Source organism: Microcystis sp. 49638_E5, assembly GCF_021300285.1.
In the GTDB taxonomy this organism is placed as follows: Bacteria; Cyanobacteriota; Cyanobacteriia; order Cyanobacteriales; family Microcystaceae; genus Microcystis; species Microcystis aeruginosa_C.
The window spans coordinates 1-23,747 of sequence record NZ_JAJTDH010000043.1 but is presented as its reverse complement, the minus strand read 5'-3'; the positions used below and the strand labels follow the sequence as shown (position 1 = coordinate 23,747).

Below are 23,747 nucleotides of genomic sequence, written 5' to 3'. Positions count from 1 at the left end.
GTCTCTTGAAGCTAATTATGATGATTATCTTGAAAAAAAATGATAATTAGACAGAAGTTCTCTATGTGAACAAGAGAACTTTATCTTCTTTTGTTTTCAAAATGAGAATTGCTGAGTAAACATTCGCCGGTTAAACCACTTGCGGGAACTTTCCTGCGCCTCTACATGAATCAGAAAAAAGATTCTTTTTCTCGAAACTTAACCTGTGCGACTAAATCGCTTTCATACCTTTCTCCTTCCGTGACATCGGTAAATACTTCTTTGTCTAAAAAAGTAATCGAGTCCCTATCTAAATAATCTATCAATTGAGGAAAAAATAACTCGATAAATTCGACAAAAAAGGTGGAGATTAACTCCTTAAATAAGCGATCATGGTCAGTATTATTAGTCATGTAATGTCATCTTAACTAATCTGAGTGATGAATGACTACTCTTCTCTATTATATTCTGAAAAGTTGGTTTTGGCAACGGATTGTTATGACTTTACCCCTTTAACCTAGGAGCATAGGGGGATGCTTTCAGAAAAGGGGTTTCTTGAAGAAACCAGTCTTCTCGATATTGTTACGTTTGGCTAAAAGTTTAAAGATCAATTGGTGGATTTAAAGAGTGGTTTTCCTTCTGGTAATCGCCTAATTTTTCCTGACTCATCCCGTTCTACTTCTGCAAAAACATAATTGCCATTACTATCTTGCTTCAAGCATAATTTCCCATCTACTTGTTCATAAACAGGTGGACAAAATTGAGGGATTCCTCCAAATTCTACTACCTCACCCCCTAGTTCTTGTAAGATAGGACATAAGATGAGATTTTCTTCCTCATCAAAGATGAAATTATGAGTATTCGGATCTCGTAAAGGGAGAGGATAAATCGGTAAACCCGTCGAACTCGTCAAAGCCTTTCCTGCTGCATCCCTAACTGGCTCTAAAAAAATTGGCTTTCCTTGAGAATTCTTAACAATTTCTTGAGTTTTTATATCCCTTAAAACAATTGTTCCAGTCGGTATAACTTCCTTTTCTCTTAGCCTTAAATGAGCCTGGTGTAAATTCGGTAAATTCGTCTCCGATATGTTAAAATGTTTTGTATATTGAATCGCTGCTTTAACAAAGCCCAAGCGTTCTAATAATACCTGAATCCCTTGCTGATCTATACTGATTAATAGGTCAATATCGCTAACCTTTAGTTCTTCCGCTTTAGCGATTGCCGCTTTAATCAACAAATTAATCGTGTCTGGTTTGCGGTGCTTTTCTTTAACATACATCCCCAAAACTGCACCCACACGACGGGGAATGAAAGGATTTTCCCACATTTCCAAAGCAGAAATCTGGGGAGGTGGGGTCTCATCATAAACATAAGTAAAGAGAAACCCGACGATTTGCTGCTCATATTCCAAGACAAAACCGAAAGATAGAGGTTTTTTAAGCTGATATCTCACATATCCTTCATAGTCAAAATCAGGTTTCAGATTGATCGAGGGATCAACTTCCGATCGCCTTTGAGCAAAATCTCGCCAAAGAGGAGCGATCGCTATTGCATCTTCAGGTCTAGCTAGTCGTTGATGATACATAGTTTCGCCAAGATTATGCTTGTTTTCCATACTATATTCTGACAAGTCTGCTTTGGCAACAGATAAATAGTCACTGATAAATGATAACTGGTAACTGATATTACAAAATTACCACCAGTTTGTAAAGCCCCAATTTCCTCGCCAATTTTCTTGCCACGTTCTATTCCCCGTAACTCCATTAACTGGTTTCTGAACAGAGTTTGTCAGCAAAACGTTTTTTTGTCTTAGCTGAAGCGGTAATCCGTTTGAGTTCTTTTTCTAGGGATTTGGGAATTTTTGTCCAATCAATTAATTGGTAAAATTCAGGAAAAAAGAAGCATAAAAACGCTTAAAAATACTTGCTTAATGCCTCTTTTCATGGTTCATCATAATTGGCGGTTGTTGGGTTCATTTTGATGGAGGAGATAGCTTTATTCTTCAATAAGTATCATCTTCTTATCTTATCGAGTGCGATTGCCTTTCTTATCGTTGGCATTAAAGTAGAGTAATGCAGCATTGCCTTATATCTCAGTCCAGATTCTTGAAAAATGGCTTAAATTCATCTTCCACAGCTTAGGGAAACTGATTACTGGTCACTGATAACTGAATATCCCCCAATAACTAAAGGAAAGATAAAGTTATCGATCGCCCTCCGGAGCCAGTGTCAGAATAAAAGCAGGGAGATGACCAAGGAAAACCCATAACTCTCCATCTCTTTCCCGTCATCGCCCCTAAAATTTATTTGGTTCAGATTTATGCAAACTGCCAATCCTCGTCAAACGGAGAAAAAAGAGCATCCCAGTGGCGATAAACGCTTCAAAGTCCTCGACATCACCATGAAGCGGGCAGGATATAATCAATCAGCCCTGATTGAAGTCCTGCACAAAGCTCAAGAAGCCTTTGGATTCCTAGAAGAAGATGTTCTCCTCTACGTTGCCCGGGCGCTAAAACTGCCCCTCAGTCGCGTCTATGGGGTAGCAACCTTCTACCATCTCTTTTCCCTGAAACCGGCGGGAAAACACACCTGTATCATCTGTATGGGGACTGCTTGTTATGTCAAAGGCAGCGGCAAAATCCTCGAAGACATCGAAAACGCCTTTGATGTCAAAGTGGGAGAAACCACCGCCGATGGAGAAATTTCCCTAGTGTCGGCCCGTTGTATCGGGGCCTGTGGGATTGCGCCGGCCGTGGTCTTCGATGGAGTCGTGGCCCCTAAACAAGATTCGGAAACTGTCTTGGCGAAACTACAGAGTTTCTCCCAGTAATTTTTCACTCTAGTGGATTGAGAAGAATATGGACTTACAAGAATTATTGGCAGTGGCCGAGAAGGAAAAAGCTAGACAAAAAAGCATCCGGGTGCATTGTTGCACTTCCACCGGTTGCCAAGCTGCTAACTCCCTCCAAATCGAAAAAAACCTCGCCACTGCCGTCAAAGAAGCAGACCTAGAGGATACAGTCGAAGTGGTGGGGGTCGGTTGTATGGGTTTTTGTGGTCGCGGTCCGTTGGTGGAAGTGGATCCCCAGGATCTCTTATACGAAGAAGTCACCCCGGAAAGTGCGGCCAGCATTATTGCAGCCTTAAACGGCGGCAAAACCGAGGTGCAATTAGGGGACTCAAAACATCCCTTTTTCTCCCATCAAGTCAAAATTGTCCGGGAAAATAGCGGTAAAATCGATCCCGATCGCATTGAGGAATATATCGCCGTCGGGGGTTATCAATCTCTCTACAAGGCCCTCTACGAGATGACTCCGGCCCAGGTGGTGGAGGAAATCACCCAAAGCGGTTTGCGCGGCCGGGGCGGTGCGGGTTATCCCACCGGTTTAAAATGGGCAACGGTGGCTAAACAACCGGGTAAACAAAAATACGTTATCTGTAATGCCGATGAGGGCGACCCCGGGGCGTTTATGGACCGTAGTGTTTTGGAAAGTGACCCCCATTTAGTCCTGGAAGGAATGGCGATCGCTGCCTATGCCGTGGGGGCCGACCATGGTTATATCTATGTTAGGGCCGAATATCCTCTGGCGATCGATCGTCTGCAAAAAGCGATTAATCAGGCCAAAAAATTCGGTTTAATGGGTTCCCAAGTCTTCGAGTCCACTTTCGATTTTAAGGTGGATATCCGCATCGGGGCGGGAGCTTTTGTCTGTGGAGAGGAAACCGCTCTCATCCATTCTATCGAAGGCGGCCGCGGCACTCCCCGCACCCGTCCCCCCTATCCGGCCCAATCGGGTCTCGATGGTTGTCCCACCCTGATTAATAACGTGGAGTCCTACGCTAATATCGCCGCTATTATCCGCGAGGGAGCCGCTTGGTACGCTAATATCGGTACTGCCAGCAGTAAAGGCACAAAAATCTTCGCTTTAACGGGAAAAATCCGCAATAATGGGCTGATTGAAGTGCCGATGGGCATTACTCTCCGGGAAATTGTCGAGGAGATGGGGGGTGGTATTCCCGATGGTCAGGTGAAAGCGGTACAAACCGGCGGCCCCTCCGGGGGTTGTATTCCCGCTAATTTACTCGATACTCCCGTAGATTACGAATCCTTAGCCAAACTCGGTTCGATGATGGGATCCGGGGGGATGGTGGTTATGGATGATACCACCAGCATGGTGGAAGTGGCGAAATTCTATATGGAATTCTGTCGCGAGGAGTCCTGTGGTAAATGTATCCCCTGTCGCACGGGAACAGTACAAATGTTTGAATTATTGGCCAAAATTATCGCTCGAAAGGCCGATATTCACGACCTCGAAAACCTAGAACATCTCTGTCAAATGGTTAAAGAAACCAGTCTTTGTGGTCTTGGCCAAAGCGCTCCCAATCCGATTTTAAGTACCCTAAAGTATTTTAAGGAGGAATATCTGGCTCTGTTACAGGAAATCAAGCACCCCGTCTCTGTTTGAGAATAACTCGATCGAGGCCCAACAATGTTCGGCCTCAATCAATTTCTTTGGTTATGGGAAGTCTGGTGGGCTGCCGGGTTATCTTGAAGAGAGTTAGCAGTAGTCTCAGGAGACAATAGATTATGACTTGGCGCGGCTCAACCGATACAAAAGATCGCATTTTTGCAGCTTTAGTATATCTTTTACCCTTATATTCGGCTTTTGCCTTCGGTATCTTTATCTTTCAGCAAATTCCTTTTTTAGGAGCGGCCTTAGCAATAGCCTTATATCCCTTAGCTTTTCTCTATAGTTCTCTGGGAAGCTTTGGCAGTTTAATTATCTTCCTTGTCCTCTTTTTCGCCGTGGTACGCAATCCCCGCATCAGTCATTTTATCCGGTTTAACACCATGCAGGCGATTTTAATCGATATTTTGGTGTATTTATTGGGATTGGTCTTAGGTTTCGTCGCTAGGGGTTTAGGGGCGAATTTAGTGGTAGAAACTCTTTATAACGTCGTCTTTTTGGGAGCATTTGCCGCCTGTGTTTACAGCATTATACAGTCGGTTATCGGTAAATACGCCGATATTCCCACAATTTCCGAGGCGGCCTATTCCCAAGTGGGAGGTTAGGTTAGGCTGGCTGAATAAATCTAAAAACCTTGTTGGGTAAGACTTTTAGACTTTTTGGCAATCAAAAAGTACCAGATATGGGAGTGATCGGGGGGAAAATCCCTGGACTTTTTCCCTGAAAATTAGGTAATTGACCTCCTCAAAATCGGGAAAACCCTACACCCTACACCCCACACCCCACACCCTCTCCCCACAAAAAACTTTTTCAGCAGACCCTAATTAAGCTTGAGTTTGTCCCCTTTTTCGGCTACAGTCTCTCCAGAATCAATGCGTTCGCTGCCAGGCCACATCTATGAGTCCATTTAAACAGACGCTACGGGAACTCAACGCTCAGAAGGGGAAAATAGCCGCTTCTGTGGGCAGAAAAACGCCTAAACGAGTTAATCGTTGGTTTAAATGGCTTTCTCCCGGTCTTTTTGTCAAACGCTGGCTTTTAATTAGTTTAACCGGCGTTTTTCTCACCTCCTTCGGTTTGGCTATTTGGGTAAAATTAACCCCGGTTAATCGCTTTTTAGAGTTTGTTTCCCAAGCATTAGAAACGATCGCCCGTTTGGTCCCTAATTCTGTTTCCGGGCCGCTGGCGGTTTTGCTGGGTGTCTTTTTGTTATTCTGGGGTCAGAGTCGCACCGTCGAAACGATTACAGAAGCACTACAACCGGACGCATCGGAGGAATTAGTTGATCTCCTACGCACCCATCGTCGTCTCCATCGCGGCCCGAAAATCGTGGCCATCGGTGGCGGTACGGGTTTATCGACGCTTTTACGCGGTTTAAAACAGTATAGTTCCAATATCACCGCTATTGTCACCGTAGCTGATGATGGCGGTTCTTCAGGCCGATTACGTCGGGAAATGGGCATTTTACCCCCGGGGGATATTCGCAATTGTATCGCCGCTTTAGCCGATGAGGAAAAGTTATTAACGGAATTGTTTCAATATCGCTTTCATGCCGGGGATGGTTTATCGGGCCACAGTTTTGGTAATTTATTTATCAGCGCTATGACCGAGATTACCGGCGATCTGGAACAGGCGATCGATGCTAGTGCCAAAGTTTTGGCGATTCGCGGCAAAGTGCTACCTGCTACCCTTACCGATGTTAGTCTCTGGGCTAAGTTAGCCGATGGGCGCATTATTGAGGGAGAATCGAAGATAACCGAAGCTATGGGCCAAATTCGTCAGATTGGCTGCCATCCTGCCGATCCGGTCGCTTTACCGGCTGCTTTAGCGGCAATCAAGGAGGCAGATTATATTATCATCGGGCCGGGTAGTCTTTATACCAGTATTATCCCTAATTTGTTGGTTCCCGCAATTCGTCAGGCCCTAGCACAGGTGACAGTCCCCCGCGTCTATGTTTGTAATATTATGACCCAGCCGGGGGAAACGGATAATTATTCGGTGGCTGATCATATTCGGGCGATCGAAAAAGTCTGCGAGGAACGCATCTTTGATACGGTTTTGGCCCAAAGAACTGCACCATCGCCCCAATCTCTGCAATTATACGCCCAAGAGCATAGTCATCCTGTGTTTTTAGACCGCGAGGAGGTGGGAAAAATGGGTTATCGCATTGTTTTAGCGAATGTAATGGCAGAAGATGAAGTTACTGCCAAAGTTAGTCATGATCCCCAACGTTTAGCGCGAGTTTTATGGCGCTGGTATTCTAAAAAGTAAATAGCGAGATGACTAAATGTTTTTATCTAGCTTTGTCAAGTTATAAAATCATATTTTTGGCTTTAATTTGCCGACATTAGCCAAATTTGCTGATTAAAGCCCTAGGAAAAAATTAGCCGAAAAACCATTTCGCCTTATTCTGTGTTATACTCAGATTTTGAAGAGAGATAATCATGCACTACTCTACTAAATCTAATCAAGAGACAGGTGCGACAGTCTATTCCCCAAGCGATGGAAGTGAATTAATTCCTGCTGAGGTTAAACTAGATATAAACGGGCAAAACTATCAATCACTTAATATACCTCTCCCAGAGGGCTATACAGTAGATGATGAAGGAATCATCAATAACTATGGTAGCGAACCCAAGATTTATCTATCAAAATACCCATCTTTAGAACAGCAAAAATGGTATATTTTGCAAGGATTAGGGGCGGTTTTATTGGTTGCTTTGGTGTTATTAATCACCTTTTCCGTTAGCTAGATAAAAACCGTAGGATTGACATTTAAGTTGAGCGAGACAAGAAAACTTTAATTTACACCATAGAGTCTGCATCCCAAGTATCGGGAGCGTATATTGGAACCGACTCTATCTATCTGTCCAAATAGTAAATCTGACAGCTGAACTTTTTTACTTTGCTAAACTTGACAATTTTTTTCAGTTTTTTGTGGGTTGCTTCGTGATCAACAATAGAACAACCAATAGAGTTAACTTCTCAAAGGAAATTCAACAGGTATGAAATTTAATCCTTCTCTTAGTCAAGAACCTCGCTATCAGGCAATTCCTGTTATGCAGATAACTTCCAAAGAAACCCTTCTCCATTGGTTAGAACGGACAGGAAGATTAAAATTACGTCAATCTGATGCTCATCCCGATTCGCAAATTTTAGAAGAACTAGACGATATTATCGATCCAGATAATTATGCTATAGAAGAAGAAGAATAAATAGTCTTACTGGGAGTGAGGAGTGAAATTTCAATTATCTAATATTCAGGAGATTAAGAAAGTGGTATCAACGAAAAAAACGGCTTTAATTTACTGTGAAAATCAGTTTGGACGTGTGGACGGAAAAACGGCAGCTGGCTTGATCAGACAATCAGAAATATATACAATTGTTGGTGTGCTGGATAGTTCCTTAACAGGAAAAGATGCGGGAGAAGCATTAGGAGATAAAAAAAATCATATTCCCATTTTTGCCAATTTACAAACAGCCTTAGAAAAACTTAGAGATGTTCCCAATTGTTATATCTACGGCAAAGCACCCTTAGAAGCGTTTATTCCCCCCCTAGAAAGGCTGCTAATTTTAGAAGCAATGGCAGAAGGAATGGATATTATTAATGGTTTGCATCAATTCTTCTCCGAAGATTTAGAATTTAGGGAGCAAGCTAGTCAGTATGGTGTGCAAATTACAGACATTCGTAAACCACCACAATTAGCTGATCTTCATGTATTTACTGGGCAAATTTCCCAAGTAAATATACCCGTTATTGCCTTTTTAGGAACCGATTGTGCTTGCGGAAAAATGACCACTGCGGTGGCAGTTAATCAAACTCTCCAAGGCTTGGGTATTAAGTCTGTCTTAGTCGCTACTGGACAAACTAGCTTGATGCAGGGAGCAAGATATGGGGTTTCGATCGATGCTTTGGTTTCTCAATTTGTCATCGGTGAAATTGAAAATGCTGTGGTTCAAGCTTTTGAGAAAGAAAAACCCGATATTATTTTAGTGGAAGGACAAAGTTCTCTGAGTCATCCTGCTTTTATGAGTTCCGTGGGAATTTTGAAAGGAAGTAGGCCCGATGGGATTATTTTACAACATCCCCCAGCCCGAAAATTTCGCTGTGATTTTCCTCATTTAGCCATGCCAAAATTACAGGAAGAAATTTCACTAATTGAGGCAATTTCTCCCACTAAAGTTATCGCTATTGCGATTAATCACGAAAATCTCACCGCAGCAGCCACTGAGCGTATTATTGCCAAATATGAGCGAGATTTTCAGTTACCGACTACTGATGTTTTGTTACACGGATGTGAGAAATTAGTCCAAGCTTTATGCGATCGCTTTCCGAAATTAAACCGGAAAATCAAAGGGGAAATTTTAGCTGCAATTCCCGCAATTGGGAGCAAATAGGCTGATGAAAGACCTTTTACCCAGAATCGAGATTTCTCTCCCGAAAATACGCCATAATGCTCGTTTACTCTGCCAATTATACGGCAGCAAGGGACTTTCTGTCATGGGAGTTTCCAAAGCGATTTTGGGTGATCCCTCGATCGCCTTGGCGATGATTCAAGGTGGAGTCAACTTTATCGCTGACTCTCGAATCGAAAATATTCTCAAAATGAAACAAGCAGGAATAGTGACAACTTTTGTTCTGTTGCGTACTGCCTTGAGTCAAGCAGAATCAGTGGTTAACATTGCAGATATCAGCTTAAATACCGAATTAGCAACAATTCAGGAACTTTCCTATTATGCTCAAGAAAAGCAAAAAATACACCGCATTATTATCATGACGGAGTTAGGGGATTTACGCGAAGGTGTACTGCCGAAAGATCTCGTCAAGTTCATCAAAAAAACCCTCGCTTTTCCCTTTATCAAAATTGTTGGACTGGGTTGTAATTTGGCTTGTTATGGAGGTATTAAACCTGATAGCCATAATATGAGCAAATTATCTGTGTTAACAGATACAATTGAGCAGGAATTTTTAATAAAATTACCGATTATTTCAGGAGGCAATTCTGCTAACTATCAATGGTATCAAAAAAGTAGCGAAGTTGGTCGGATTAATAATCTGCGTTTAGGAGAATCAATTTTATTAGGTTGTGAAACAGTTAATCGACAAGTGATACCTGGCTTATATACCGATGCTTTTCGGTTAATTGCTGAAGTAATCGAATCTAAAGATAAACCATCTCTACCCTCTGGAGAAATTGGTCGAGATGCTTTTGGTAATGTTCCCAGCTTTATCGATCAAGGCATTCACCGTCGAGTTATTATTGCATTAGGAAGACAGGATGTTCTTATCTCTGGATTACAAACAAGTCAGGAGATAAAAATATTAGGTTCTAGTAGCGATCATCTAGTTCTTGATAGTCATAACAAGAGGTTAAAAGTAGGAAGCGAAGTCAGTTTTAATCTTGATTACGGAGGACTTTTAACAGCCATGACTTCTCCTTTTATTACTAAAAGTTATGCTCTCAATGCAGTAGCACAACTGTCTTGATCGATTAATAAATAGGGTTTGCTGAAAAAGTTTTTCCTGGGGGCAGGGTGTGGGGTGTGGGGTTTTACCAGTTTTGAGGTGGCCAATTACCTAATTTTCAGGGAAAAAGTGCCTAAATTTACCCCCGATCACTCCCAGATCCAGTACTTTTTGATTGACAAAAGGTCTAAAAGTCTTACCCAACAAGGTTTTTAGATTTATTCAGCAGACCCTATTTAGGGGTTGCTGGCTTATCCACCTTGACATCAGGGCCGTAGAGATTTGTACTCAATTACTATCCTATCGCTAAATTCCGGGCTCTTCTCGACTTTGTGTGATAAGTTTAAATTATATAGGATCGATCGATCTTTGTGTCCTTTGTGTCTTTGTGGTTCGTTCCACCCCCTCGCTAGGAGAAATGTATCTTAGAATACATTTTACCCACCAAACCTAGGAGAGCCAATTCCGGGAAGAAATCAAAATCCCCCTCAATCCTTAACAAATTCCTAATCATCTCGTTTGGCCCCATGATCAGCCGCCCCGAGGTATAATTCCCCTACTTTCGGGTTATTGAGTAAATCTTGACCCGATCCCTGAAAACGATCTTGACCACTTTCTAAAACATAACCTCGATCGGACATCATTAGGGCTTTTTTGGCATTCTGTTCCACTAAAATAATTGCAGTTCCCGTCTGATTAATCGCTTTTATCTGTTCAAAAACGCTGGTTACTAAGATAGGAGATAAAGCTGCCGAAGGTTCATCGAGAATTAATAAATCCGGTTGCAACATCAGCGCTCGTCCCATGGCTAACATCTGTCTTTCTCCTCCAGATAAAGTGCCAGCTTTCTGACGACGGCGCTCGAGCAAACGGGGAAACATGGCATAAATGCGCTCTTTTAAAGATTTTATATTTCCTTTGCTCGTAAAAGCTCCCATTTCCAGATTTTCCTCAATGCTCAGGGATGGAAAAACATTAGCGATTTGGGGAACATAACCCATTCCGAGGGTAACGATTTGATTGGATTTCCAACCGGCGATATTTTTTCCCTTAAAAGTGATAGTTCCAGCACTGGGTTTTAATAAACCAAAAATTGCCTTAGCAAGGGTAGATTTTCCCGCACCATTGGGACCGATAACCGTGACTAATTCCCCCGGTGCAATGCGAAAGTTAACCCCTTGCAATATGTATAAATCCTGCACATAACCAGCATAAACTTGTTCAACTTCTAAAAGGTAATCCATGGTAAGGTAAAAAGGAGATAGCAGACAGTAATATGAATTATGAATTATGAATTGGGAAGTGGGAAGCATTTTCAGTAAACAGTAAACTGAAAACTTACATCTAATAACTGATAACTGATAACTGATAAATTAGGGAGTTTTTTGTAAATCGGGACGTTCTTCTGGCAGAATTGCACCTTCGACGGGACATACTTGTAAACAGATACCACAGTCGATACAAGTGGCAAAATCAATCCAATACCAATCGGTTCCTTTAACATTTTTACCCGGTCCTGGATGGATACAAGCAACAGGACAAGCGGAAACGCAATCAGCAACCCCTTCACAAATTCCAGTGACGATCGAATGTGGCACAGTGTTTTCTCCTCTAATTCTTAACATTAGTTTACCACTTTTAGGCGCTGCCGTGTCGGGATTGTAATCGTTGTTAGGAAACTTCCCCTTAATTCCCTAAAATCTTGGGAGTTTTTTCTTGATCTTAGCAAGAAGTAATATAGGAGTTTTGCCGATGGTTTTTACTATTCCCTTACGGGAGGACAAATAGTTAATTTCTTCCTGTAATTTCTGATTATCTTTCTGAAGATTATTATGATTATTTTCTAATTTTCTTAGTGATATTTCCATCCCTTGCATAGTATGATAATCTTGCTGTTGTTTCAGATACATTGTCTGTTGCGTTTCCTGTAATTTTCTTAACTCTAACCAGACTTGATCCTGACTTGATTCGTTCCGTTCACTGAGCGCATACCAGAGAAAATTAATGATTTCTTTCGCTAGTTTTTGATTAATTTCAGCAATCTCGATAATATCAATTTTTTCGAGGGTAATTTTCGGATATAACCTTCTTAAATCTTGGGCAATATCAGAGGAAGAAGTGATGATTCTAGAAGCGGATAAAATTGCATAGTGTTTTTCTAAATTTACTGGTAAATTACCGGTTTCTTCTGGGAATTTAGAAGTAAGAAAAAGTAGAGAAGAAGTGGTTAAGGGACTGGTATAAAAAGTGGAAATAAATAAATTAGCCTGTAGGCGATCGCAAATAGTTTGGATTTTTCTGGCATCCTTTCCCGTAAAATTATAATCGTAGGATTCCGCAGGCCAATATTTAAATTCTTCCCATCGTGGTGCGGTGTTATTTCTATCTAAAATAACAATGTGTTGACTCAATTCTAATTGACTCCAATGCTCTAGAATTGAAGACCAAACCCTGGCTAATTTTCCTTGATCAATTTGAAAAATTACGCCATCAATAACAATAATTGGAGTTTTATTCTGGGAGATAGCTTGAATTGTTTGTAATTTTTCTCGCTCATCCTTATTTAAAATTTTCCCTAAATCTTCCATCTTAACTGGATTGGGTTTAATTTCTATATCCTTAATTTCTGGGTGAGGAATTTCATAGATTTTACATACTTGATAATGTTCCTCTAATGCTTGACCATTGCTGCCATGTTCTAAACCTTGCAGATTTAAATAATATAAACCTAAAATCTCAGGAATTAAAGCCATTTTTTCCCCTTGAATGCCGATTCTTAACCAAAATTCGTAATCACCAGCACAGCGAAAATTTTCCTGAAAATAACCATATTTATCGTGCAGCATTTTTCGCCACATTGGTTGAGAACCCACACAACAACCTTGACGCATCTGTTGATAGGAGTAATTTGGCCAATTCCAATGTTTTAAAGCTGGGGTGTTGGCAAAAGTATCATTTTTGATGGTGGTAATTAATTGATCGGCATAAACTAAACTAATCTCTCTATTATTATCTAGATAATTAGCCATAATTTCCAGAGCATTGAAACAGCGACGATCATCAGTATTCCCATTGGTGAGATAAAGACCCCTAGCTAGTTTAATAGCGCGATTCCAAGCGCAGTACAAGGTTTCTCGTTCTTGAGTTCTCTGGTAAATAATATTAGGATAATTTTCTTGAAACTCTTGGATAATCTCCCCTTCATTCTCTGGAGAAGCACTATCAATAATAATAATTTCTACTTCTCCCTTTTCATAAAGAGTTTGAGTAACTAAATCCTCTAGACAACCCCAGATAAACTCCGCTGATTTATAGGTAGAGACAATTACGGAAACTTTGATCCTCTTCACGGGGATAGAGTTATTAAAACTAGGATTCATTGGCTTATCTGATCTCAATTCAAGACAGAAAAATTTTTGATAATTCTGAAAAAGAAGATTTTAAGACTCTATATTCGATCGGGAGAATTGTCAAGGTGTTATCGACTTTTACTGAAGATGCCGGTTTATTTACCTTTTGCTTGTTACTTGACATAATAAAAAACTATAATAGGAAGGCTGTGGAAAATGAGCAACAATGACCGTATCTTCCTCCCTAGACTGGTTAACCCGTGGAACCAGTGATTTATTCCCCCATCAACCCGACTCCCCAGATCCTAGGGAAAATTTAACCCAACTACTGCAAACTACCGATCGCCCTTTAAGAATTAAACTAGGTATTGACCCCACCGGCAGCGATATTCACCTAGGTCATAGTATCCCTTTTCGGAAACTGCGTGCTTTCCAGGATGCCGGTCATGTAGCAGTGGTGATTATTGGTGATTTTACCGCTAGAATCGGCGATCCGACGGGAAAATCGGAAGTTAGAAAACAATTGACGAGCGAAGAAGTGAGAGCCAATGCCGAGAATTATCTGGCACAATTACGCCCAATTTTAGATTTTAACACCCCTAATCGCCTAGAAATTCGCTATAACTCGGAATGGTTGGGGAAATTAGACCTATCGCAAATTCTCGAACTCCTCTCCACCATGACCGTCGGGCAAATGTTGGCAAAAGAAGGCTTTTCCGAACGCTACGACAAGGAAAACCCGATTTTTCTCCATGAATTTCTCTATCCCTTAATGCAGGGTTATGATTCCGTAGCTGTCGAGGCCGATGTGGAATTGGGAGGAACCGATCAAAAATTTAATATTGCCGTCGGTCGTGATTTACAGAAATATTTCGGCAAAAAACCGCAATTCGGGCTACTTTTACCGATTTTAATCGGAACCGATGGCAGTCAAAAAATGTCCAAATCCCTGAATAATTATGTGGGATTGCGGGAATCGGCCCTGTCCATGTACTCGAAACTGGAAAAAACCCCCGACGTTTTGTTAAAAGATTATTACGAACTATTGACAAACTTGCCCTTAGATGCTATGCCAAGCAATCCGCGAGAGGCACAAAAACAACTGGCGATCGAGGTAGTTGCCCAGTTTCACGGAGAAGAGGAGGCATTAAAAGCACAAAAAACGGCGCAAGATATAGTTCTACAGGGAAATACGGCAGCTGCGGCTTCTGTACCCGAATTTTCCCTCGCGGCGGTCACTTTTCCCCTGAAATTATTCTATCTTCTCTCGGCCACCGGCTTATGTAAAAGTAGCGGCGAGGGGAGAAGACAGATTCAGGGGGGTGGAGTCAGAATCGATAGTGAGAAAATCACCGATGTGGACAAAAGTTTTGAGACAGCCGAAGCTTTAGCCGGAAAAGTCCTACAGGTGGGCAAAAATAAATTTATTCGCTTTGTAGCTTAAATAAGCGAAAAAGTCCCTATTCTCCGGCTTTTTCCACGATTTCTACTTCAAAATCTCGAAAATGGGCTTTAAACTTTTTACTGAACTCGACGAGGACAGGTAGATTGGCGCTAACCGGTCTGCCACGCCATTCGGTGACAAACGCTTTCACCTGTCCCTCTAGTCCTTTCACGTCAAAAGGCTCTGATTTGTGTTCAGGATGGTGATAAACCACCACGGAATCAATTATACGAACTCGATCGCCAACTTTCATAAACTCTCTAGCGAAGACAAACGCCTATTGTATCTTTGAAAACAATCTTATCATTGTACGCGATATCAGTGATCAGTAAACAGTGATCAGTTATCAGTGGGAATTATGAATTGGGGAGTCGGAAGTGGGGTGATGGGGGAGTTAGGGAGTGGGGAAGTGGGAAGAAAAAAGCTGCCTCCTCAAACAAATAAGGTCATTAAACCTAAATAAAGCTTTAGGGAATAGAGGGGTGACAACATATACAATGATTGGGGTTTATAGTCAAGCAACCCTAAGCCTATGCCACGCCGTGATGACTTACAGAAAATCCTAATCTTGGGCGCTGGCCCGATTGTCATCGGACAAGCCTGTGAATTCGACTATTCGGGAACTCAAGCCTGTAAAGCCCTACGAGAAGAAGGTTATGAGGTAATTTTAGTCAATTCTAACCCCGCCTCGATCATGACCGATCCAGAAATGGCCGATCGCACCTACATTGAACCAATTCTGCCAGAAATTGTCGAGAAAATTATCGCCAAAGAACGCCCTGATGCGATTCTACCGACTATGGGCGGTCAAACTGCCCTCAATACCGCCGTAGCTTTGGCCAAAAGCGGCGTTTTAGAAAAATATAACGTGGAACTGATCGGGGCAAAACTCCCCGCTATTGAAAAAGCCGAAGATAGGGAACTATTCAAAAAAGCAATGGAGAAAATCGGTGTTCCCGTCTGTCCTTCGGGGATTGCCAACAATTTAGAAGAAGCAAAAGCGATCGGTCATCAGATCGGTTCCTATCCTCTCATTATCCGGCCGGCCTTCACTTTAGGGGGAACGGGGGGCGGTATTGCCTATAACCAAGAAGAATTTGAACCGATGGCCCAGTATGGGCTAGATTGTTCGCCTACATCGCAAATTCTCGTCGAAAAATCTCTAATTGGCTGGAAAGAATACGAATTAGAGGTTATGCGCGATCTAGCCGATAACGTGGTGATCATCTGTTCGATCGAAAACTTTGACGCTATGGGGGTCCATACCGGCGACTCGATTACGGTTGCGCCCGCCCAAACCCTAACCGATAAAGAATACCAACGCCTCCGGGACTATTCTAAGGCAATTATTCGGGAAATTGGCGTAGAAACTGGCGGATCGAACATCCAATTCTCCGTTAATCCCACTAACGGCGACGTAATCGTGATCGAGATGAATCCCCGGGTATCGCGTTCTTCGGCCCTAGCATCGAAAGCCACGGGATTCCCGATCGCTAAATTTGCCGCTAAACTAGCAGTAGGCTACACTTTAGACGAAATTCCCAACGATATCACCAAAAAAACCCCAGCTTCCTTTGAACCGACTATCGATTACGTCGTCACCAAAATTCCTCGCTTTGCCTTCGAGAAATTCCCCGGCTCCCAACCGATTCTAACCACCCAGATGAAATCCGTCGGGGAAGCCATGGCTATCGGTCGAACTTTCCAAGAATCCTTCCAAAAAGCACTTCGCTCCCTAGAAACGGGCCGTTTTGGCTTTGGTTGCGATAAAGTCGAAACTCTCCCCCCCCTCTCGGAAGTCCGGGCCAGTTTGCGGACACCTAACCCCGAACGAGTTTATAGTATCTATCATGCTTTTAAATTGGGCATGAATGGGGAGGAAATCCACGAACTAACCGGGATTGATCCCTGGTTCCTCGATAAATTGGCCGATTTGATGGAAACCGAGAAGTTTCTCAAACGAACTCCCCTGAAAAGTCTCAGCCAAGAGGACCTATTCGCCATTAAACAACAGGGTTTTAGCGATCGCCAAATCGCCTTCGCCACCAACAGCAGCGAGGACGAAGTGAGAAGTTATCGCAAGGGTTTAGGTATTGTTCCCGTTTATAAAATGGTGGACACCTGCGCGGCGGAATTTGAGGCCCTAACACCCTACTATTATTCCACCTACGAACGGGTAGAATCGGAAGTCTTACCCTCCGATAAACGCAAAGTGATGATCCTTGGTGGTGGTCCCAATCGCATCGGCCAAGGGATAGAATTTGACTACTGTTGTTGTCATGCCGCTTTTTCCCTCAGTAACGCCGGTTTTGAGACGATTATGGTCAACTCTAATCCAGAAACCGTCTCCACCGATTACGATACCAGCGATCGCCTTTACTTTGAACCCCTGACCAAAGAGGATGTCTTAAATATCATCGAAGCGGAACAACCAGAGGGTTTAATTATTCAATTCGGTGGGCAAACTCCCTTAAAACTGGCGGTTCCCCTGCAAAAATATTTAGAATCGCCTAATTGTCCCGTAAATACCAAAATTTGGGGAACTTCACCCGATTCGATCGATGCTGCCGAAGACCGGGAACGTTTTGAAAAAATCCTCCGACAATTAGATATACGGCAACCCCCCAACGGTATTGCTCGCAGTTTCCAAGAATCCCAAGCAGTGGCTAAACGCATCGGTTATCCTGTGGTAGTACGTCCATCCTACGTTTTAGGCGGTCGGGCGATGGAAATCGTCTATTCCGATAGCGAATTGGAACGCTATATGAAGTATGCGGTACAGATAGAACCGGATCACCCGATTTTAATCGATAAATTCCTCGAAAATGCCATCGAAGTGGATGTGGATGCCCTGTCAGATGCCACGGGAACAGTAGTTATCGGGGGATTAATGGAACATATCGAACAAGCGGGCGTACATTCGGGCGATTCTGCCTGTTCTATCCCCCATACGTCCCTGAGCGCCCCGGTTTTAACCACAATTCGACAATGGACGGTGGAACTAGCGAAAGCTTTAAAAGTAATCGGTTTGATGAATATCCAGTATGCGGTACAGGGGGAGACAGTTTATATCTTAGAAGCGAATCCCCGCGCTAGTCGTACTGTTCCCTACGTTTCCAAAGCAACGGGAGTTCCTTTAGCAAAAGTTGCCTCCCTCGTCATGTCGGGCAAAACCCTAGCAGAATTGGGGATCATCAGCGAAGCAATTCCCCGTCATATTGCCGTAAAAGAAGCGGTTTTACCCTTCCAGAAGTTCCCCGGCGCCGATACTCTCCTGGGGCCAGAAATGCGTTCTACAGGGGAAGTAATGGGGATTGACAGCGATTTTGGCAAAGCTTTCGCTAAAGCGGAAATGGCCGCCGGCGTGATTTTAGCCACCAGTGGGACGGTTTTTGTCTCGATGAACAATCGCGATAAAACCCCCATGGTCCCCGTGGTTAAGGATCTGCAATCCCTCGGTTTTCGCGTCGTCGCCACTTCGGGAACTCGTGAAGTTTTGTTAGAAAACGGTTGCGAAAATATCGATTTAGTGCTAAAGATTCACGAAGGCCGCCCCCACGTTATCGATTGGATCAAAAATGACTGGATTCAGTTTATTGTCAATACTCCCAGTGGTGAAGAATCCCAAAATGATGGCCGACAAATTCGCCGCACTGCCCTCGATTATAAGTTACCAATTATCACCACTATCGCCGGGGCAAAAGCGACAGTAGCGGCCTTAAAATCCCTGCAATCCCAACCTTTAGAGGTGAAAGCTTTACAGGATTATCTCGCCTAATTTCAGTTATCAGTTATCAGTTATCAGTTATCAGTTATCAGTAGTCAGTTATCAGTAGTCAGTTATCAGTTATCAGTTATCAGTAGTCAGGAGACAGGAGATTATTTTTATTTATTCTCCCCACACCCCACTCCCTGCTCCCCAATTCATAATTCATAATTCATAATTCCCCCACACCCCACACCCCATCTCCCCACTACCCCACTACCCCATCACCCCACTTCCCAATTCATAATTCATAATTCATAATTCATAATTCCTATGACCGATACTCTAAACGATTATAAAAACCTAATTAGTGAACTGATTAACCGTTATAAAAACCGCGTCGATTTCCTGACAATTCGTCTGGAAGAAGCGCGGGGGACAAATATTCTACTACGTTCCGAACGAGTGGAAACCCTCAGCGAAGGTATTGCTATCGGTGGTCAGGTACGCGCTTGTTATAAAGGAGGTTGGGGATTTGCCAGCTTTAATCAATTATCCAGTTTACAGGAACGATTAGAAGATGCGATCGCTGCTGCCCGTTTAATTGGGGAAGAAGAAACCCTGATTGCTCCAGTAGAACCTGTAATTATCTCCTGTGAATTGCCTTTAACGGGAACAGATCCCCGTTTAGTACCATTAGCCGATAAAAAAGCCCTCTGCGATCGCTATAATAACTTACTGCGTCAACACCATCCCAGTATTGCCACCACTTCCGTCCGTTACAGCGATAGCAGTCAACATATTCTTTTAGGCACTTCTGACGGGACTTTAATCGAACAAAAATGGTCAGACGTAGAAATGCGTTTTTCGGCCACCGCTAGGGATGGGGACAGCGTACAAACGGGCCGGGAAACCACGGGATCCCGAAAAGCTTTCGAGGATCTGGTCAATTTAGAGGAACAGGTGCAGGGGTCGGCTAAACGGGCCCTACAAGCCCTAGTTTTGCCCCCTGTCAAGGGCGATACCTACACCGTCGTCATCGATCCCATTTTAACCGGTTTGTTCGTCCATGAGGCTTTTGGCCACCTTTCCGAGGCAGATATGTTATACGAAAATCCCGACCTTTTGGAAGTGATGAGTATGGGCAAACGTTTCGGACCGGATAACCTGCAAATCTTTGACGGGGCCAGTCCAGAAGGTCATCGGGGCAGTTATTTTTATGACGATGAGGGAACCCCCGCAACGACGACTCAGTTAATTAAAGATGGGGTTTTGGTGGGAAGACTGCATTCGCGGGAAACGGCGGGCAAATTAGGCGAAAAACCGACCGGTAACGCCCGTTGTCTCAATTATCATTATCCGCCCATTGTCCGCATGACCAACACTTGGATTGAACGGGGAACCACTCCCGTTAAAGAGTTATTTTCGGGGATAAAAACGGGAGTTTATGCCCAAAATTGGCAGGGAGGCATGACTAACGGCGAAATGTTCACTTTTAGCGCCGGGGAAGCTTGGATGATTCGCGACGGAGAAATTGCTGAACCGGTTAAGGATGTGACTCTCTCCGGTAATGTCTTTAAAACCCTAGCCAATATTGAGGCAATTGGGGATGATTTCTACTGGGATGAGTCGGGAGGCTGCGGAAAAGGGGGTCAAAGTGGTTTACCCGTCGGCTGCGGTGGCCCCAGTCTCCGTATCCGCGATGTGGTGGTGGGGGGAGAAGCAGATATTTAGTGAACAGTGATCAGTAAACAGTAAACAGCTTCTGAGGGCAAGAGGCTCCAAGAAAGAATCTGGCAATTCTCCTACCTAAAAAGAAGGTTAGAAACTAAGTACATCAAAACCTTTAGCTTAACAAATTAGGGGGGGCATCTCAATTTTTGGGCGCACGCGGTGCGCCCCTACCATTGGCGCAATAATATTATTGTAGGGGCGAATTGCATTCGCCCTGAGAGCCGAAATCTATCTCATTTTCTCGTCACTGTCTTCAATTTCTTGCTCATCTTGATTGATTTCTTCCTTAAATCCCCGTAAAGTTTTCCCCAAAGCTGCCCCAAATTCGGGTATTTTTTTCGGTCCAAATATCAGGAGAACAACGACAGCAATAATTACTATTTCTGGCCAACCTAATCCAAACATAATCTTTAAAGTAAAAAGTAAAAAAAGAGAAAGGAGTCAGAATTCAGGAGTCGGAAACTTAACGGTGATAACTGATCACTGATAACTGATAACTGACTCTATGCTGCTACTTCTGCTCGTTTATAAGCTTCGTCGAGGACTTCTGAGAGAGTTGGATGGGTGTGGATGCGGAAAGCGAGTTCATGGACAGATTTACGTTCAGCGATCGCATTGGCCGCTTCTTGAATTAAATCCGATGCGTGGATACCGATAATATGAACACCGAGTAATTCCCCCGTATCCTGACGATAAACGACTTTAGCGATGCCTTCCGTTTCTCCTTCCGCTAAAGCCTTAGAATTTCCCTTAAAATAGGTCTTGACAGAAGCCACCTTATACCCTTCTTCCTGTGCCAAAGCTTCTGCTTGCGGTTCCGTTAAACCCACATAACTAATTTCGGGGTGGGTAAAAGCGGCGGCGGGAATACTGCGATAATCGATGGTTTTTGGGCGATTACAGATATTTTCAATGGCTATTACCCCTTGACCCGAAGCAGCGTGAGCTAACATCATTTTACCCGTAGCATCGCCCACAGCCCAGAGATGGGGAATCGGTTCACCGGACTGAATTACCTGCATTTTGTCATTAACGGCAATAAAACCGCGTTTATCCAGTTCTACCCCGACAAATTCCAATCCGAGATTCTTGGTCGCGGGGATTCTTCCTGTAGCGACTAAACAAGCATCTACTTCTAAAATTTCGATCGCTTCTTTGCTTTTTGCGTCCACCAGTTCAATGGCCACGGGATTCCCCGGTTTAATACTTTTTGCCAAAACTCCCACATAAGTCTCGATGTCTCTAGGTTTAATCAGAACTCTTTCGGCGATTTTCGAGATTTCTGGGTCAAATCCAGGCATGAGACTATCTAAAGCTTCGATCATCGTCACTTCACAACCCAAAGCGGTGTATATATCCGAAAATTCCAGACCGATATAACCACTGCCGATAATTGCAATCCACTTGGGTAAAGTTTCTAATCTAACGGCCTCATCACTGGTAAAAACCGTTTTATGATCGATCTCGATCCCCGGTGGGACAAAGGGAACCGACCCCGGACAGAGCATAATATCCTTAGCGGTGTAGATTTTTTCGCCACTATCCCCGATGACGCTAACTTTTTGCGGGCCGGCGATTTTTCCCCAACCGTGGATAGTATCAACCTTGAGACGTTTAAGACTATTAGTGAGATCGCCTCTAATTTTACTGACAAGGTTGTTAGCATGATCGGCAATTGTTGGACGGTCAAAATTAACGCCACCGATGGCAATACCTAGACTTTTCAGATGGTCACTATCGGCCAATTCCCGCACTCGTCCCGAGGCTGCCAGCAAAGCTTTAGAAGGAATACAACCGCGATTGACACAGGTTCCTCCCATATCTTTGGCTTCAATAATAGCGGTTTTTAGCCCACATTTGACCGCGTGTAGGGCTGCTCCGTGGCCACCAACTCCAGCACCGATAATAATTAAATCGTAGTCGAATTCACTCATAGTCTCTCTGACTCTCAAAGTTAGCATTATCCCATTTTACGATCCACTGCGATCAAGCTGTGCTATCCCGGGCAAAAACTGGAGCCAGTTTTTAGCCATCAGGCTCTTGTGCATTGAAACTGGCTATTGGCAATTTTAGGACAAGACGTTACTAGACCTCTGGTAAAAATCAAAAATTGTTGTTGGGGTTAGGAGCCTGTCGTCGGTCGTCAGGAGAATTTTAAATGCTCTATTCACAGATTTTAGGTGATTTAGTCCTTATTTTTGCCGTTTTTGAATCCTCAAAAATTAATTATGCAAGACGTTACTGAATCAAGATATGAATAAGTAGGTGGGTGTTAAAAATTGTCAGATCCCCCCGCCTATCGGCACCCCCCTTATCAAGGGGGGCAGGGGGGATCAAAGACAAAATCTATCTTCAATTTAATTGAAACCATTTACTTATTAATCCTGCATCCTATCCATAGGTTAGTCTAGTGCTAGGTTGGAAAAATTAGACCTGCTGCCAATACTTTGCCGGATGAGGGGAACATCTTTCTCCTACCATAATTTAGGCTCGAAACCAGAATCATTAATGATTTCTACCGTTTCTCCCGATGGTTTAATCACAAATAAACCTTGTTTATAGGCATAACGATCTACTCCTTCATCTATTTCTATTCCTGCCACTGCACCATAAGCTTGATAGTTTTTATAATGGGGAAATGCTTGTTTAAATCGACTTAATTTTTCTAAAAACTCGTTGACATCATCTTTCGATAAACGAGACTTACATTCTACTAAAACTACCTCGGTTTCATCGACGGCTAAAATGTCAATCTCCATGGCTATTCCTTGCCGTTTTACCCTGGCACGACTGTAGGTTTCTTTGACATCGATACCTTTGCCCCGAAATAGGCTAATAACAGCAGGTTCGACTAATTCCTCGACAAATCTTCCCCAGCGAGTGGTTAAACTATCCACGGCACGACTGGTATTGGCCACTGTTTTCTCTAGCTCGGCTAAACGGCGATCGGCTTCAGCAGCCCGGCGATCGGCTTCGGCGGCCCAGCGATCGGCTTCGGCCTTGGCTTCGGCGGCCCGGCGATCATATTCAGCCTTAGCTTCAGCAGCCCGGCGATCATATTCAGCCTTAGCTTCAGCAGCCCGGCGATCGTATTCTTGGCGTGATTGTTCAAACTTTTCGTTAGTTTTCTCGAAAAGTTTATAGATATCTTCGATGGTAATCGGTTGAGACATAGTTATTGGTTTTAATCTTTCTTATTTCACTTTTTACTATAATTGTACTAGCAAAGTACAAGTCATTTTGGGGACGGGTGTTAATTCAGCAAGTCAATAGTTACAGCGTTTCTCCTCAAGATCAAGTATTGTAAAGTTTAAATACAAATATAGTCAGATATAGTCAGGCATGGTAATATGTACAGACAAAACTATCGGACTAGGCAAAAAAAACAGGAATAAGTTATCGAACGGCTTGGAGGTGGTGGAAACAAGGGAATTTAACAGGCTATCAATTGCCTTCTGGTACAATTATCACAACGGATGACAACTCTTCAAAACCCGACGCTGAGTTAAAAGACAACGGATAATATGTTAGTAGCAGAAAGACACATTATCAAGAAAGGACATCGATTCTGGGCTGAGATAGATAATTTATCTTGGCAG

General features: G+C 43.2%; 19 protein-coding genes and 2 pseudogenes. 11 read left to right on the top strand and 10 right to left on the bottom strand.

Annotated elements, in window-relative coordinates:
* Nucleotides 1-114: 114 nt before the first annotated feature.
* The 3 genes and pseudogenes from LW728_RS13755 to LW728_RS13745 form a co-directional block, all read right to left on the bottom strand.
* Nucleotides 115-392: pseudogene (locus tag LW728_RS13755) on the bottom strand (flagellar assembly protein H); the annotation flags it as partial.
* A 194-nt stretch (nucleotides 393-586) separates the two neighbouring features.
* Nucleotides 587-1,594: a GNAT family N-acetyltransferase gene (locus LW728_RS13750; RefSeq protein ID WP_287664198.1), complete on the bottom strand. Its 1,008-nt coding sequence runs from the start codon at nucleotides 1,592-1,594 to the stop codon at nucleotides 587-589.
* Nucleotides 1,595-1,760: 166 nt separating this feature from the next.
* Nucleotides 1,761-1,955, bottom strand: a pseudogene (locus tag LW728_RS13745) (hypothetical protein); the annotation flags it as partial.
* A 343-nt stretch (nucleotides 1,956-2,298) separates the two neighbouring features.
* Here LW728_RS13745 and hoxE point away from each other — a divergent pair.
* The 8 genes from hoxE to LW728_RS13705 all read left to right on the top strand — a co-directional run bounded on the left by hoxE (nucleotide 2,299) and on the right by LW728_RS13705 (nucleotide 9,935).
* Nucleotides 2,299-2,808, top strand: a complete 510-nt coding sequence (gene hoxE / locus LW728_RS13740) for a bidirectional hydrogenase complex protein HoxE (protein ID WP_002762924.1) — start codon at nucleotides 2,299-2,301, stop codon at nucleotides 2,806-2,808.
* Between the two features lie 28 nt (nucleotides 2,809-2,836).
* The gene (gene nuoF / locus LW728_RS13735; protein ID WP_287766990.1) at nucleotides 2,837-4,444 is read left to right on the top strand and encodes an NADH-quinone oxidoreductase subunit NuoF; all 1,608 of its coding nucleotides are present in this window, start codon (nucleotides 2,837-2,839) and stop codon (nucleotides 4,442-4,444) included.
* Nucleotides 4,445-4,566: 122 nt separating this feature from the next.
* Nucleotides 4,567-5,052 carry a Tic20 family protein gene (locus LW728_RS13730; RefSeq protein ID WP_287664193.1) on the top strand — a complete coding sequence of 162 codons (486 nt, stop codon included), beginning with the start codon at nucleotides 4,567-4,569 and terminating at the stop codon, nucleotides 5,050-5,052.
* Between the two features lie 292 nt (nucleotides 5,053-5,344).
* The gene (locus tag LW728_RS13725) at nucleotides 5,345-6,718 is read left to right on the top strand and encodes a gluconeogenesis factor YvcK family protein (RefSeq protein WP_287766989.1); all 1,374 of its coding nucleotides are present in this window, start codon (nucleotides 5,345-5,347) and stop codon (nucleotides 6,716-6,718) included.
* Between the two features lie 173 nt (nucleotides 6,719-6,891).
* Nucleotides 6,892-7,200 (top strand): photosystem II assembly protein Psb34, encoded by a 309-nt coding sequence (psb34, locus tag LW728_RS13720; protein ID WP_002783665.1) that lies wholly within the window; start codon nucleotides 6,892-6,894, stop codon nucleotides 7,198-7,200.
* A gap of 252 nt (nucleotides 7,201-7,452) precedes the next feature.
* Nucleotides 7,453-7,662, top strand: a complete 210-nt coding sequence (locus LW728_RS13715; RefSeq protein ID WP_002803443.1) for a DUF3134 family protein — start codon at nucleotides 7,453-7,455, stop codon at nucleotides 7,660-7,662.
* A gap of 22 nt (nucleotides 7,663-7,684) precedes the next feature.
* Entirely contained in the window at nucleotides 7,685-8,845 is a 1,161-nt protein-coding gene (locus LW728_RS13710; RefSeq protein WP_002803442.1) for an N-acetyltransferase DgcN family protein, read from the top strand.
* Nucleotides 8,846-8,849: 4 nt separating this feature from the next.
* Nucleotides 8,850-9,935 (top strand): alanine/ornithine racemase family PLP-dependent enzyme, encoded by a 1,086-nt coding sequence (locus LW728_RS13705; protein WP_002803441.1) that lies wholly within the window; start codon nucleotides 8,850-8,852, stop codon nucleotides 9,933-9,935.
* 485 nt (nucleotides 9,936-10,420) lie between these two features.
* On the opposite strand, the gene LW728_RS13700 is transcribed toward LW728_RS13705, so the two are convergent.
* The 3 genes from LW728_RS13700 to LW728_RS13690 form a co-directional block, all read right to left on the bottom strand.
* Complete coding sequence (locus LW728_RS13700) at nucleotides 10,421-11,158, bottom strand: ABC transporter ATP-binding protein (protein ID WP_287666818.1); 738 nt, start codon at nucleotides 11,156-11,158, stop codon at nucleotides 10,421-10,423.
* 129 nt (nucleotides 11,159-11,287) lie between these two features.
* Complete coding sequence (locus LW728_RS13695; RefSeq protein WP_016516721.1) at nucleotides 11,288-11,512, bottom strand: ferredoxin family protein; 225 nt, start codon at nucleotides 11,510-11,512, stop codon at nucleotides 11,288-11,290.
* A gap of 96 nt (nucleotides 11,513-11,608) precedes the next feature.
* Entirely contained in the window at nucleotides 11,609-13,294 is a 1,686-nt protein-coding gene (locus tag LW728_RS13690) for a glycosyltransferase (RefSeq protein ID WP_287766987.1), read from the bottom strand.
* A 196-nt stretch (nucleotides 13,295-13,490) separates the two neighbouring features.
* Between LW728_RS13690 and tyrS the strand changes: the two genes are divergently transcribed.
* Nucleotides 13,491-14,708 (top strand): tyrosine--tRNA ligase, encoded by a 1,218-nt coding sequence (gene tyrS, locus LW728_RS13685; protein WP_287766986.1) that lies wholly within the window; start codon nucleotides 13,491-13,493, stop codon nucleotides 14,706-14,708.
* Between the two features lie 16 nt (nucleotides 14,709-14,724).
* Here the strand turns inward: tyrS and LW728_RS13680 are convergent, their stop codons facing one another.
* Nucleotides 14,725-14,961, bottom strand: coding sequence for a ferredoxin-thioredoxin reductase variable chain (locus LW728_RS13680; protein ID WP_002803429.1), 237 nt, complete (start codon nucleotides 14,959-14,961; stop codon nucleotides 14,725-14,727).
* A 279-nt stretch (nucleotides 14,962-15,240) separates the two neighbouring features.
* Between LW728_RS13680 and carB the strand changes: the two genes are divergently transcribed.
* The gene (gene carB, locus LW728_RS13675; RefSeq protein WP_287766985.1) at nucleotides 15,241-18,486 is read left to right on the top strand and encodes a carbamoyl-phosphate synthase large subunit; all 3,246 of its coding nucleotides are present in this window, start codon (nucleotides 15,241-15,243) and stop codon (nucleotides 18,484-18,486) included.
* 261 nt (nucleotides 18,487-18,747) lie between these two features.
* Nucleotides 18,748-20,148, top strand: coding sequence for a TldD/PmbA family protein (locus tag LW728_RS13670; protein ID WP_002803426.1), 1,401 nt, complete (start codon nucleotides 18,748-18,750; stop codon nucleotides 20,146-20,148).
* Nucleotides 20,149-20,376: 228 nt separating this feature from the next.
* Here the strand turns inward: LW728_RS13670 and tatA are convergent, their stop codons facing one another.
* The 3 genes from tatA to LW728_RS13655 form a co-directional block, all read right to left on the bottom strand.
* On the bottom strand, nucleotides 20,377-20,553 hold the full coding sequence (gene tatA / locus LW728_RS13665) for a twin-arginine translocase TatA/TatE family subunit (protein ID WP_002733416.1): 177 nt from the start codon (nucleotides 20,551-20,553) through the stop codon (nucleotides 20,377-20,379).
* 98 nt (nucleotides 20,554-20,651) lie between these two features.
* The gene (gene lpdA / locus LW728_RS13660) at nucleotides 20,652-22,082 is read right to left on the bottom strand and encodes a dihydrolipoyl dehydrogenase (RefSeq protein ID WP_287766983.1); all 1,431 of its coding nucleotides are present in this window, start codon (nucleotides 22,080-22,082) and stop codon (nucleotides 20,652-20,654) included.
* 540 nt (nucleotides 22,083-22,622) lie between these two features.
* A complete protein-coding gene (locus tag LW728_RS13655) occupies nucleotides 22,623-23,321 on the bottom strand; it encodes a DUF3782 domain-containing protein (RefSeq protein WP_287766982.1) in 699 nt (232 codons plus the stop codon).
* Nucleotides 23,322-23,747: the final 426 nt, after the last annotated feature.